Here is a 13,050-nt window from a genome sequence, read left to right on the forward strand (position 1 = left end):
ATATGAGCCTTTCGGGAAATCTGAACAAAAACTTGCGAATAAATACAAAGAACCCCTCGAAACAAGCCGAAACTTGTCCAAGAGGTTCCTGTAAGAAGCCTACATATTTAAAATTTGATCCGGATCTGGAATAAGCCTGCCTTGCGGACAGCCGAGTAGATAATGACGACGAGCGGCCCGATGAAGACGCCGATGACGCCGACCAGCTTAAACCCGATATACATGCTGACCAGGGCCGACAGCGCCCCGATGCCGACGGAATCGCCGATGACCTTCGGCTCGATGACCCTCCTTGCCACCGTAATGACGATGAACAGCAGGGAAAGTCCAAAGCCGGTATAGGAATCGCCTACTATGAACAAATAAACGGCCCAGGGAACCAGGATCGAACCGACGCCGAGAATCGGCAAAATATCCACGAACATGATCAGCATCGCAATGGCAAGCGGGTAATGGATGTTCAGGATCAGCAGACCCGTCAGCGTTACCACATACGTAAAAGCACTGAGGATCATCTGGGCTTGAATGAAGCCGAAAATCGACCTTTTCAGGCTTTGAAGCACCTGCTGAATCTGATCCTGCATCTCTTCCTCGAATAGGGAAAGCAGCCCGGAGCGAATGGCCGGCAGGCCATAGCTGAACAAATATACCGCGACGAAGAATACGACGAAAAAGATAAACATGCCCGGTATCCCCTTGGCGAAATTCAAAAACGCAGAGGATAGCGTATTGGCAAAGGATTCAGCATACTGCGTAACGTTCGACAACAACACGCGCAGGCTCTCGGCCAAATCCGGCTGAATATGGTCGAGCCAGCCCCGGGCTTGTATCATCGTATTCTGCGCAAAATCATTGGCAGCCGCGAAATACGACGGGGCGTTCTTCCAGTACTCCACCAGCTGACCGAATACCTGCAGCCCCAGCATGTACACCAGAAGCAGAATCAGAAGCAGAAACAAGGTACACGTGAGGGAAGCGGCCGCGATCCGGTTCCATTTCCATTTCGCCATCATGATGCCGTGCACCGGCTCGAGAGAAATGGCAACCAGGGCAGCCAGCAGAAACGGGGCTCCGGCCGTAAATAAAATGTACAGCAGCAGCAGCCCGAATCCGATGAGAAGCAGCTGTTTCCCTGACACAGGGCTCCCCCTTAATCCGCGTCTTCCGCCCCTTTCTCTTCGGTGACTGTATCCGCAGCGGCAACGCGGTGGATGTTGACCCGGGTAATCCGGAGTCTTGTTGATTCCTCAACCTCAAATATGAAATTGTTCATTTGAACCGTCTTGCCCTTGACCGGATTGCCTTCCAGCTCCTTGAACAGCCAGCCTCCGATGGAATCCACTTCGTCATCCTCAATGACCACGCCGGTAAGATCATTCACATCCTCAATCAGCATGCGGCCATCCACGGAAATGAAGTCTTCCTGAATTTCCACGTCGGGCCGTTCATCTTCAAATTCATCGTAAAGCTCACCGACGATTTCCTCCAGAATTTCTTCCGCAGTGAGCATTCCTGCCGTGCCTCCGTACTCGTCCACAACCAGTGTGAGCTGGGCATGCTTTTTCTGCATCAGACGGAGGACATGACTGATTTCCATCGACTCCGGTACATTCAAGATTGGACGCACCAGGCTGGTGAGTTCCTTCTGGTGTTCCTCATCCGCCATAAGAAAATCCGTAATATGTACGAATCCCAGAATCTGATCCTTGTCCTCTACGGCAACGGGATAGCGGGAGTGCTTGGTTTCGCTGATGATTTGAAGATTCTCTTCGAGTGAATTGTTCGTGTACAGGCAGTCCATGTCCGTTCGAGGCAGCATGATTTCGCGGGCCAGCAAATCGGAGAATTCGAAGATGTTGTCCATCAGCTTCATCTCGTCCTTGTCGATGACGCCGCTTTTGGCGCTCTGATTCATTAATATGCGGATTTCCTCTTCAGAATGCGCAGCTTCCGATTCCGTCGCCGGCTGAACGCCTACCATTCTCAAAATGACGTTGGCGGACGCGTTCAGAAGCCAGATGAAAGGGAAAAATATTTTATAGAACAGCATGAGCGGAGCGGACAGCAGCAGTGCTGCTCCTTCTGTTTTTTGAATCGCCAGGGATTTCGGCGCAAGCTCGCCCAGAACGATATGCAAGAACGTAATGACGCAAAATCCAAGAATCACCGATACCGTCGCGATGAGCGTGGAGTCCGTGATCCCCGCTTTATACATGAGCGGCTGTACCAGGAGATGCGAGATGGCAGGCTCGCCAATCCAGCCGAGTCCCAGGGATGCCAGCGTAATTCCGAACTGCGTTGCGGACAAGTAGGCATCCAGCTTATTGTTTACTTTCAAAGCATAATTCGCCATGCGGTTGCCCTCGCTCACCAGCTGCGTCAGCCGGGACTGACGCATTTTGACGAGCGAAAATTCCGCGGCGACAAATACTCCGTTAAAGAATACAAGCAGCAAAACCAGGAAAAGGTTGAATAATAGCTTGCCTATTTCTAACTCCCCGTCCAAATGAAACGCCCCATTTCTTTATTATATGTTAGCTTTCCTTATGCTAAAGTCCATATCCTTATAATACATATCCTTCACCAGCAGATTCGGTCCGCAGCAGCCGGCCGCATCGCAGTGGCAGTTGATCGTCTTATTCAGCGGATGGTCGGTTTGCCACATCCCAAAAATGTCGTCAAGCCTGCTGCTTTGAATATTTCCGAATGGCGGAACATCCGAAAAATCGGTCACATACACATCGCCGGAGAACAGATTCACGTTCACGCGATTTCTCCCGTCCGGATCATTGCGGACCGTTACGTTCGGTTCCGACGCCAGCCGGCGGATCAGCCTCATATCTTCTGGGCTATCGCTGCATGCATAAACCGGCAGCGTGCCGAAGAGCATCCACATGTCCGGGTCACGAATATCGAGCAGCGAATGAATCGCCGCGCGGGTTTCATCCAGCGAAAGCACCGGCAAGGAGCTGGCGAAATTGGATGCGTACATCGGGTGAACCTCATGACGCTTGCAGCCCATTTCTTGTATTAGTTTGTGAATTCCGGCCAGCTTTGTATGCGTGCGATAATTAATCATTGATTCAGCTGAAATGAACATGCCGGCATCGCTTAGTTTGACGGCATTCTCCATCATCTTATCGTACATGCGGTACGCCGTTTCCTTCGGAACCGGATGATTGCTGTTGGCGAAGCCCACCTCATGGAAATCGTCGCCGTTTAAATAGTTGAATGAAATATGCATGACATCCAAGTATGGGAGCATTTTCTCGTATCGGCTGATATCCAGTGTCAGATTTGAATTGATCTGCGTCCGTATGCCGCGTTCCTTCGCGTAGCGAAGCAGGGGTACGATAACCTCGTTCACCGTTTTTTCACGGAAGGAGGGCTCCCCTCCGGTCAGGCTGATGGTTTGCAGATGCTCGACTTCATCCAGTCGCTTCAGTATCAAGTCCAGCGGCAAAAAATCCGCCTCTTTCATCACCAGCATATCTCCTACAGCGCAGTGCTCACAGCGCATGTTGCACAAATGGGTGACTGTCATTTCCACGCTCGTCAGCACATGACGGCCATATGCCCGGAGCGAACCGATCGGATCCCAAGGATCGTTCGTTGGCGACAGTTTTACAGTATTCATGTTTTTCCTCACCTTATTTCTTTATTTAAACCTATCCGGCAAGCATTATACCTTAGCTCCATGATAAGGCTTTGCATAGCCTGAAAATACAGCTTGGCACATCAGCTTCCTATTATCATACCATGAAGAGGACAAAAACTCTCCCGCCTGCCGTCATTGTGGCCTTGAATCCCCCTTGGAAGGCCCCGTTTCGGACCTGGCAAGAAACGATAGCCAGCCAGGAAGCCACCAGTTGGCCCTGCCCATCAGCTTCATCAGAGCAGGCACCAGCAAAATCCTAACGATGGTGACATCAATCAGCACCGAAGCGGTCAAGCCGAGTCCCAGCGCCTTCATCAGCTCATTGTCCGTAAACATGAACGCACCCGCGACAACTGCCAGTATCAGCGCTGCTCCGGTAATCATCCCCCCGGTTCTTTGCAATCCTATGGCTGTGCTGCGTTCATTATTCCTTTCTGTGCGATAGGCTTCTGCAATTCGCGACAGCATCATAACTTCATAATCCATCGAAATGCCGAACACGACGCAAAAGATCAGCACCGGCAGCACGGCAAACACGCTGCCGGTGTAGCTGACATGCAGCCATCCGGCCCCGTACCCCTGTTGGAAAACAAGCGTGACCAGGCCGAAGCTTGCGCCGAGGCTGAGCATGTTCATCATGACCGCTTTAAGCGGCAGCAGAACGGAACGAAAAGCGGCGAACAGGATCACATAGGTCAGCACCAGCACGGTGACAAGTACATAAGGAACACCGCCTTGAATTCGATCCATGATATCGAGTTTATAAGCCGGAGAGCCGGTGACATAGAATTGCTCTGCTCCTTCTGGCGGATGCTCCCGGAGCTCATTCACCAGGTTTACCGTCGCCGGGTCCGTTTCCCCGCCTTCCGGCACCACTGCAATGACCACCACGTTCTCCTTGGCGGCATGGCGTTTTTCGATCTCGCTGCGCAGCTCCCTGCCGATGATCGCCGTGTCGTCTTTCAGGAAGCTGGCATAGCTCTCGACCCGGTGAACCCCCGGCTGATTTCTTAGCCTGGACATATAGGACTTCACCACCCTGACCGATGCCGGATCGTCATAAGGCAGCTCCAGCTCGGCCGCAACCATGATCGCGTTTACTTCCTTCATATCGTAAGCCTTCTTCATCAGCTCCGCTCCGTACCGGGACGCATAGGATGGAGGAAGCACCTCCGCAGATGGGATTCCGAGCTTCATGTGCAGGGCTGGAAGCATGGCTGCAAGCAGCCCTGCCGTCACCAGCACGGCGACGATCGCGGGCCGCGCCATAATGAATTCCGAGATGCGAACCCATGCCTGACTGCTTAAGCCCCGTCCGGTTTTCTTACGAAGTCGCACCGGCCAGGCCATAATCCGGTGTCCAAGAATGCCCAGCAGCGCAGGCAGCAGCGTACTCGCGGCAAGCACGGAGACCAGCACGACAAGCATGCCGCCAAGGGCCAGCGAGCGGAATACGGGCAGCTGAATAAAGTTGAAGGCCAGCAGCCCTGCCACGACCGCTCCGCCCGAATACAGCACCGATCTGCCTGCCGTGCGGCAGGCCGTATTCAACGCTTCCTCGATACCTTTGCTCTTCAATTCCTCCCGGAAGCGGCTCACCATGAACAGGGCATAGTCGATCCCCACGGCAAGGCCTAGCATAGTGACCATGTTCGGTAGAAAGTTGCTTAAGGAAGCACCTCCTGCCGCGACAAAATAAAGGCCGCCCATCGTGACGGCCACGCTCCCCAGTCCGATGGCGATCGGCAGCAATGCGGCGGGAACGGTGCCGAACAGGAGCAGCAGTATAATCAGGGCCGCTGGAATCCCGAAGGACTCGGCCTGTACAATATCATGTCTGACCGCGCTGCTCATATCGTGATACACGGCCAAGTTGCCTGTTATGTAAATGTTGGTTCCGCTTACTTCAGGCACGGCCGCTTTGATTTCATCAAAATGCCCCAGAGCTTGATTGGAAGTCTCATTCAGAAGTACCGTAAATGCCGTTATGCCATCCTCGGCGGCTCTCCGGGAAACGATGCTGGCGTACATATCCTTCACGAATGGCTCGCTGCGCAGCGGAGCCAGTTGCTCCCATATTCTCGTCTGTGCCTCGGATGTGGTGATATTCTCGCCTGAAGTACTTTCAAGCACGATCTCCATGGTTGCGGCGGACATGCCCAGCTTTTCCTCCAGGAAGGCAATTCCCCGCTCCGATGAGCTTCCGGTCGGCGTAAAGCCGCTATCTTCGAGCATGGATGGCGTTCGAACGGCAAAAAAACCGAGGAAGCAAATCAAAAAGACCCATGCCGCAGCGACTGCCCACCGGTAGCGGAACATGAAGCTGCCCCACTGTCGAACCGGTGCTATGATCTGTCGCTCCTTCATGGATCTGCCTCCTTAATGCTCCAATGAAACGGTCTGCGCATCCGAGCCGTCTACATCCGTTATGATGACGGACAGCATGCGGGCCAGGTCCATTTCATATGGCGTCTGCAGCATTTGACCTTCCGCATCGCCAAGAATTCGAATGACGGGCCGATGCGGCATGTTCGGATGAATGCTGGAGACAACGCCCGTTTCCCCTGTGCTCAATTTCACGGTCAATCCGGGCGGGTAAATCGCTACCCTGTCCCGGAACAGCTCCAGTTTCTTCTGATCGTACAAGGTGCCTGAACCGGCATACAAAACCTCCACGGCCTGATGCGGCAGCATGGCGGGTCTGTACACCCGGTGTGAGGTCATGGCATCATAGGAATCCGCGAGGGCTACCCACTGGGCGTACTCATGGATACTGTTCCCCTGGATGCCGCGCGGATAACCGCTTCCGTTGAGCCTTTCATGATGCTGAAAAGCGCAGTGAGCCGCTAATAGCGGTATGTTCGGCTCATCCTTTAATATCTTATATCCAATTTCCGTGTGCGACTGCATCATCCGGAACTCTTCATCTGTCAGCTTCTGGGGCTTGAACAAAATCCGCTGTGGAATCTGCGTTTTGCCGATATCATGCAGCAATGCGCCCAGGCCCAGCATCATCAGCTGTTCTTCCGAGTATCCGTTCGCGATGCCAAGCACGAGCGAATACACGCACACATTCAGGGAATGCTTATACAAATACTGGTCAGCCGTGTTCATGTCCATCAGCAAAATCATGGATTCTTCCTGGGAGCTAACATCATTCAGAATGGACTCCATCACTTTGCTGAAATCCTTTCCCAAATGAAAATAGCCCTTCGCCATCTTGGACGTCTCCGAAAGGCGCTGGAAATTTTTGCGGATATTATGCAGCGCATGTCGGCGCGTTTCTTCCTGGAGCATTTCCGGAATTTGAATTCCTTCGGTCAAACCGTCTTCTATGTAGATGTAGCCAATGTCGAGCTCAACGAGCCGGCGGATCAGCGGAGCTGTTAAAGTGACGCCGTCAGCCAAAAGGATGATCCCTTCATCGCTGTAAATTTTTTTGCCGATCCTCATACCTTCCTGAAGCTTCCGAACGGGTACCAAACGCAAAGCATATCCTCTCCTGCCCTGAATAACGGACTAAAAGCGGCCAAGGCGCCGTCATTCGCTAATCTGTATGAATAAACCATGAAATGCCGATACCGTTAATCGTGATGCCCTCCTTGGCCGGGCGGTCAGACGGAATCTAGCGCATAATGAAGAGCCAAAATACGATGGCCAAAATAAACCGGTACACCGCGAAATGGGTAAGCCTGATTTTCTGGATGAGCTTCATGAATGCAAGAACTACCACATAGGCGACGACAAATGCAAGTACGAATCCGATCGCGAATAACCCTAACGTATCCTTGGTCAGGTTCTGGTAAGAGTCGAGCATTTCATACCCGGATGCCGCCACCATAATCGGAATCGCCATCAGAAACGAGAAATCTGCGGATGCTTTGTAGCTTGCTCCAGCCAGCATGCCCCCGGAAATCGTGGAGCCCGAGCGTGAGAATCCCGGCCACAACACGGACAGAATTTGATAAATGCCAATAAGAAATACCTGTTTGTAGGACAGGTCATCCATCGTTTCAGCCCTAATCCGGGCTTTAGACTTATTAAACCATTCCGCAAAGATCATAAACACGCCGCCGGCGATCAACGCCCAGATCACGGTACTGGCGCTGAACAGGCTTTTGATAAAGTCTCTTGCGAAAAAAGCGACGATAAGCGCAGGTGCGATGCCGATAATGACATGCAGCAGATTCAGCCGCTTGCCCGGTACAAGGCTGCCTGACTCGGCATTCATTCTTTTGATGCCAAACAGGTCGAGGATCCGCCGCCAGTACACCAGCGCGATGGCAAGAATCGCACCCAGCTGGATGACCACCTCGAACGTTTTCATGACCGGGTCCTGATCATCGTATCCAAGCAGCTTCGACGTAAGGATCATATGGCCGGTTGAAGAGACTGGAATGAACTCCGTAATCCCCTCTACAATTCCGAGAATAATTGCTGTAATTGTATCCATCGTTTCCTCCCCCAGGAAATCTTAATGGGCCTCTGCCCATCTGATGCGCTCACTTTCATCCAGACTTCCCGGACGCTGAAGCTCAAGCCGCAGCAAATCGCGAAGGAAATCAGGCAGCATGAATTCGGGATGTTGTCCCAAAGCGATGCGGTCATAACCGATCCCGAAAGTGAACATATCCAGTGTGCCAACCTCGTATTCTTGTTCGTCCCCCAGCTGCTCGCCATTGACCGTCATTTGGACAATCCTATCATAAGGGATACGGCCTGCATCATACAAGACTTCCAGTCCGTCAATCGCGACATTTCCGAGAATTTCCCCGCGGAACCCGAATCCCCTGATTTCCCTGCTCCAAAATTCCTCCAGGAGGCTCTGCTCAAGCGTACGGCGGATATCCTTGCCTTTCAGCCTGACAATGCATGCGTTAATCGGCGAAGGGCAAAGCGTATGCAGCAGCCCGGCCGATATCTCCCCTTCCGGCAGCGGACCCAGAAGCTGGCCTGTATTCACCAGCGATATCTCTGTTCCGGTGTACTGGCGAACAGCCTGCGCAAGGAAATTCCCGAACGGGGATTCCGCCGTATAGTCAAGGGACAACCTGCGGTCGGTAACAGCGACGGTTTCGCTCAGTGCTTCCTCGGCGTGCCCCCGATGTCTGACCAGAGCAGCGCTGACCGTTTCATCCAGCAAATTCGTGTCAACGGGCACACAGCCTCCTTCCGTCACCTGGTATGTGCCGTCCGGCTGCTCCTCCATTCGGACTTTGCCAACGTAGCCGCCGAATTTCCCCGCCCCGCAGACGGCCGTACGGCCAATCTGAAGCGGCTTTTCGAGCAGATGATGGGTATGTCCGCCCAGTATCAGATCAATGTCTTGAAGGTGTTCTGCAAGCCGCTGGTCGGTTGCCAGTCCCAGATGCGAGAGCAGAATCACGATATCCACCTGTGAACGAAGCGCCTTGACCTCCTGCTCAATGGCCGTTTCCGGATCCAGTGCCCGCAGGCCGAGCAGCTCGTAAAAGGCTGAAAACGGCGCCGTGGCCCCGGTAATGCCCAGCTTGATGCCGCCCTTTTCAATAATGGTATGCTTTTTCATCCAGCTCGGGGGCTCGTCTGTCGCTTCCTCCGTAATATTACAGCATACGACTTCCGCCAGGAGTCCGGAATAGGCCATGGCAAGGTCTTCCGGGGTCAGTGTTAATCCTTCGTTGTTCCCTATCGTAATCACGTCATAGCCGGTCAAATTGATGATATCAACGTTAGCCTGACCCATCGTGCCTTCGGTTTCCATCGCGGTCCGGTCCATATGATCCCCGATATCTACCATCAGCAGAGGACTTCCGACTTCCGCTTCGCGCTGACCGGCAGCATATGCGGCAATGGAGCTCACCTGTTCGAAATGGCTGTGTATGTCGTTCGTGTGCAGTATGGTGATGGATTTGGGCTGGTTCCCTTGCATAGCTGTAGTCCTCCCTTTCTTTCCGGGTGCATTCGGGCAATATCACGCGCTGCCCTATAGGCCATAAGCATAACATTTTCAAGGCGGATATGGTATATTGGAGACACTAACATCCATGTTCGAGGTGAAAAATATGCTTTTACGCATTCAATTATTCGCAGGTCTTGCAGAACGACTGCAAACCTCTTTACTTAACTATACGGTTCAAGCCGCCCAAATAACCGCCGATCAGCTGAAAATAGAGCTTTCCAAGTCCTATCCGGAGGCTGCCTCGCAGATCTCCGTTTCTTTTGTCGCCGTCAATCAGGAATATGCGCCCGGGGACTACCTTATTACGGAAGGTGCCGAAATTGCCCTCATTCCCCCCGTTTCCGGCGGGGACGGACAGGCCCCTGTGCGTACCGAATCCGAAGATGGCCTCTACTGCATTACGGACCAGCCGTTATCGGTCGATGAGGTGACAGGCAAGGTGCTGCATCCCAATCACGGTGCCGTCCTCTCCTTCGTCGGCACCACACGGGAAATGACCGGCGAGCAGCGTACCGTTCATCTTGAATATGAAGCCTACATTCCCATGGCCCTGGCTCAGCTGGAGGCGATCGGCAGAGACATCGACGCCCGCTGGCCCGGGACGCTTTGCGCCATTTTCCACCGGATCGGCAAGGTCGATATTATGGAAACCAGCGTCATCATCGCCGTTTCCACCGGCCACCGCGAAGATTGTTATGAAGCCAGCCGATACGCAATCGAGAAATTGAAGCAATCGGTCCCGATTTGGAAGAAGGAAATCTGGGAAGACGGGTCGGAATGGAAGGGACACCAAAAAGGCCCCTGGGACCCGACAGCCAGCGTGCAGCTTGAAAAATAACAGCATTGTCAATCCATTTTTTTCTTGATATGATAGTTGATAACAGATGTCGAATTTTGAAGAAATGGAGTGACTTACTGCTTGAAAGTGCATGTCACAGACTTAAAACCGGGCGACCGACTGCTTGCAGATACCTTTAATGAATTCGGTCTTCACGTTTTGCAAAAAGGAACGGAGTTGGATGATGAGGAGATCCGTAAGCTGATGCAGCATGGCGTGAACTATGCAGACGTAGACCCCGCTATCCATCAGCCTGTGATCCCTCTGATTCACACACAGCAGAATGAACTCCTGCTCAAAACCAAGCCTTTGCTGGAGCGAGCCGTGGACGGATTCGAATCCATGTACATGGAAGCGCTGGCAAGCGGGCGCTTTAACGAGGGCATGGTTGACGATATCATGGAACCGCTGGTTGACCAATTGAAAGAACATAAGGATATTGTGTCACTCATGCTCTGCTTTGACCAGAACGACGACTATACATACAACCACTCGATGCAGGTGGGCATTCTCAACTATTACATTGCATCCTGGCTTGGATTCTCCAAAGAAGAAGCTTACGAGGCTGGCCGGGCAGGTTTTCTCCACGATATCGGCAAGTGCCAAATTCCAGGCAGCGTGCTGAACAAGCCAGGCCGGCTCACCGCGGAAGAATTCGAAGAAATGAAACGTCACACGATCTATGGGCATGACATCATCCGCAGCTCCACCGAGGATACCATTCCGGCACTGGTTGCCCTGCAGCATCACGAACGGGATGATGGCAGCGGATACCCTCACGCCATCGACAAGAAAGAGATTCACCCCTTCTCGCGGATTACAGCTGTAGCCGATGTATTCAGCGCCATGAGCATGAACCGGGTATATCAGTCCAAACAGGAGCTGCTAACCGTCATGCGCGAGCTTCACAGCATGAGCTTCGGCAAACTTAGCGCCAACGCAACGCAGGCCTTCATCCGCCATATGCTTCCCAATTTTATCGGCAAACATGTTATTCTGACAACCGGGGAAACGGGAACCATCGTTATGACCAACCCGGCTGATTTCTTCCGGCCCCTCGTCAATACCGGAGACCGCTTTATCGACCTGTCCTCCGAGCGCGACATTGGCATCGATCAAATTTTCTTATAGTTTTAAATAACAGCTTCATAATCCAAAAAAAGTGTCCAGGCAGTATGCCGGGACACTTTTTTTATATCAAACTCGATCGATTAACCGATCGAGCCTTCCATTTCAAACTTGATCAGGCGGTTCATCTCTACTGCATATTCCATCGGCAGTTCCTTCGTGAACGGCTCGATGAAGCCCATGACGATCATCTGCGTCGCTTCTGCTTCCGTGAGACCGCGGCTCATGAGATAGAACAGTTGATCCTCGGATACTTTGGATACCGTTGCTTCGTGCTCCAGAACGATGTTGTCGTTCTTGATCTCGTTGTACGGAATCGTATCCGAAGTGGATTCGTTATCGAGAATCAGCGTATCGCATTTAATGTTGGCTTTCGCGCCTTCCGCGTTGCGTCCGAAGGAAGCCAGACCGCGGTAAGTCACTTTGCCGCCATGCTTACTGATGGATTTCGACACGATCGTAGATGTGGTATCCGGTGCCAAGTGAATCATTTTGGCGCCTGCATCCTGGTGCTGGCCTTTACCTGCAACAGCGATCGACAATACCATGCCCTTTGCGCCGCGTCCTTTGAGCAGGACGGCAGGATATTTCATCGTCAGTTTGGAGCCGATGTTGCCATCAACCCATTCCATCGTTGCATTTTCTTCGGCAACGGCACGCTTGGTTACGAGGTTGTAGATGTTTGGTGCCCAGTTTTGGATCGTCGTGTAACGAACGCGGGCATCCTTTTTACAAATGATCTCTACCACCGCGCTATGGAGTGAATTCGTGCTGTAAATTGGAGCCGTACAGCCTTCAACATAGTGAACGAAGCTGCCCTCATCGGCGATGATGAGCGTGCGTTCGAATTGTCCCATATTCTCGGAGTTAATCCGGAAGTAGGCCTGCAGCGGGATTTCGCATTTTACGCCCTTTGGAACGTAGATAAAGCTGCCTCCGGACCATACGGCACTGTTCAGAGCGGCGAATTTGTTATCGGATGGCGGAACCACCGTTGCAAAATGCTCTCTCAAAATTTCAGGATGCTCTCGGAGCGCCGTGTCGGTATCCATAAAGATAACGCCTTGATCTTCCAGATCCTTCTGCATATTGTGGTATACGACTTCGGATTCATACTGAGCGGATACGCCGGCCAGGAACTTCTGCTCCGCTTCCGGAATACCCAGCTTGTCAAAGGTTTCCTTGATTTCGGAAGGAACCTCTTCCCACGTCTTGCCTTGCTTTTCGGAAGGTCTTACGTAGTACTGGATATCGTTAAAGTCCAATTCATCGAGATCGCCGCCCCATTTAGGCATTGGCATTTTCTCGAACTGCTCCAGGGACTTCAAACGGAATTCCAGCATCCATTCCGGTTCGTTTTTGATCTTGGAAATTTCGGTGACAATCTCACGGGTCAAACCTTTGCCCGTTTGGAATACCGCTTTGTGTTCATCGCGGAACCCATATTTGTACTCTTCAATTTCAGGGGCCTTTTTAGCCATGGGT

At 52.4% G+C, this 13,050-nt stretch carries 10 protein-coding genes; 2 read left to right on the top strand and 8 right to left on the bottom strand.

What is annotated here, in order from left to right; all coding sequences use genetic code 11:
• Positions 1–107: 107 nt before the first annotated feature.
• The 7 genes from ytvI to ACTHPM_RS12480 form a co-directional block, all read right to left on the bottom strand.
• The gene (gene ytvI, locus ACTHPM_RS12450) at positions 108–1,139 is read right to left on the bottom strand and encodes a sporulation integral membrane protein YtvI (protein ID WP_440396050.1); all 1,032 of its coding nucleotides are present in this window, start codon (positions 1,137–1,139) and stop codon (positions 108–110) included.
• Positions 1,140–1,150: 11 nt separating this feature from the next.
• Entirely contained in the window at positions 1,151–2,506 is a 1,356-nt protein-coding gene (locus tag ACTHPM_RS12455; protein ID WP_440396049.1) for a hemolysin family protein, read from the bottom strand.
• A gap of 21 nt (positions 2,507–2,527) precedes the next feature.
• Complete coding sequence (gene yfkAB / locus ACTHPM_RS12460; protein WP_440396048.1) at positions 2,528–3,637, bottom strand: radical SAM/CxCxxxxC motif protein YfkAB; 1,110 nt, start codon at positions 3,635–3,637, stop codon at positions 2,528–2,530.
• A 153-nt stretch (positions 3,638–3,790) separates the two neighbouring features.
• Positions 3,791–6,025, bottom strand: a complete 2,235-nt coding sequence (locus ACTHPM_RS12465) for an MMPL family transporter (RefSeq protein ID WP_440396047.1) — start codon at positions 6,023–6,025, stop codon at positions 3,791–3,793.
• 12 nt (positions 6,026–6,037) lie between these two features.
• A complete protein-coding gene (locus ACTHPM_RS12470) occupies positions 6,038–7,147 on the bottom strand; it encodes an HD-GYP domain-containing protein (RefSeq protein WP_440396046.1) in 1,110 nt (369 codons plus the stop codon).
• Between the two features lie 136 nt (positions 7,148–7,283).
• On the bottom strand, positions 7,284–8,111 hold the full coding sequence (locus tag ACTHPM_RS12475) for an undecaprenyl-diphosphate phosphatase (protein WP_440396045.1): 828 nt from the start codon (positions 8,109–8,111) through the stop codon (positions 7,284–7,286).
• 21 nt (positions 8,112–8,132) lie between these two features.
• Positions 8,133–9,569, bottom strand: coding sequence for a bifunctional metallophosphatase/5'-nucleotidase (locus tag ACTHPM_RS12480; protein ID WP_440396044.1), 1,437 nt, complete (start codon positions 9,567–9,569; stop codon positions 8,133–8,135).
• A 133-nt stretch (positions 9,570–9,702) separates the two neighbouring features.
• On the opposite strand from ACTHPM_RS12480, the gene ACTHPM_RS12485 reads away from it, so the two are divergent.
• Positions 9,703–10,437 carry a molybdenum cofactor biosynthesis protein gene (locus ACTHPM_RS12485; RefSeq protein ID WP_440396256.1) on the top strand — a complete coding sequence of 245 codons (735 nt, stop codon included), beginning with the start codon at positions 9,703–9,705 and terminating at the stop codon, positions 10,435–10,437.
• Between the two features lie 81 nt (positions 10,438–10,518).
• Positions 10,519–11,568: an HD-GYP domain-containing protein gene (locus ACTHPM_RS12490; RefSeq protein WP_440396043.1), complete on the top strand. Its 1,050-nt coding sequence runs from the start codon at positions 10,519–10,521 to the stop codon at positions 11,566–11,568.
• Positions 11,569–11,648: 80 nt separating this feature from the next.
• Here ACTHPM_RS12490 and sufB read toward each other — a convergent pair whose 3' ends face one another.
• Positions 11,649–13,046: a Fe-S cluster assembly protein SufB gene (sufB, locus tag ACTHPM_RS12495; protein ID WP_440396042.1), complete on the bottom strand. Its 1,398-nt coding sequence runs from the start codon at positions 13,044–13,046 to the stop codon at positions 11,649–11,651.
• Positions 13,047–13,050 lie beyond the last annotated feature (4 nt).

Source organism: Paenibacillus sp. SAFN-054 (assembly GCF_051966755.1).
Taxonomy (GTDB): Bacteria; Bacillota; Bacilli; order Paenibacillales; family Paenibacillaceae; genus Paenibacillus_AQ.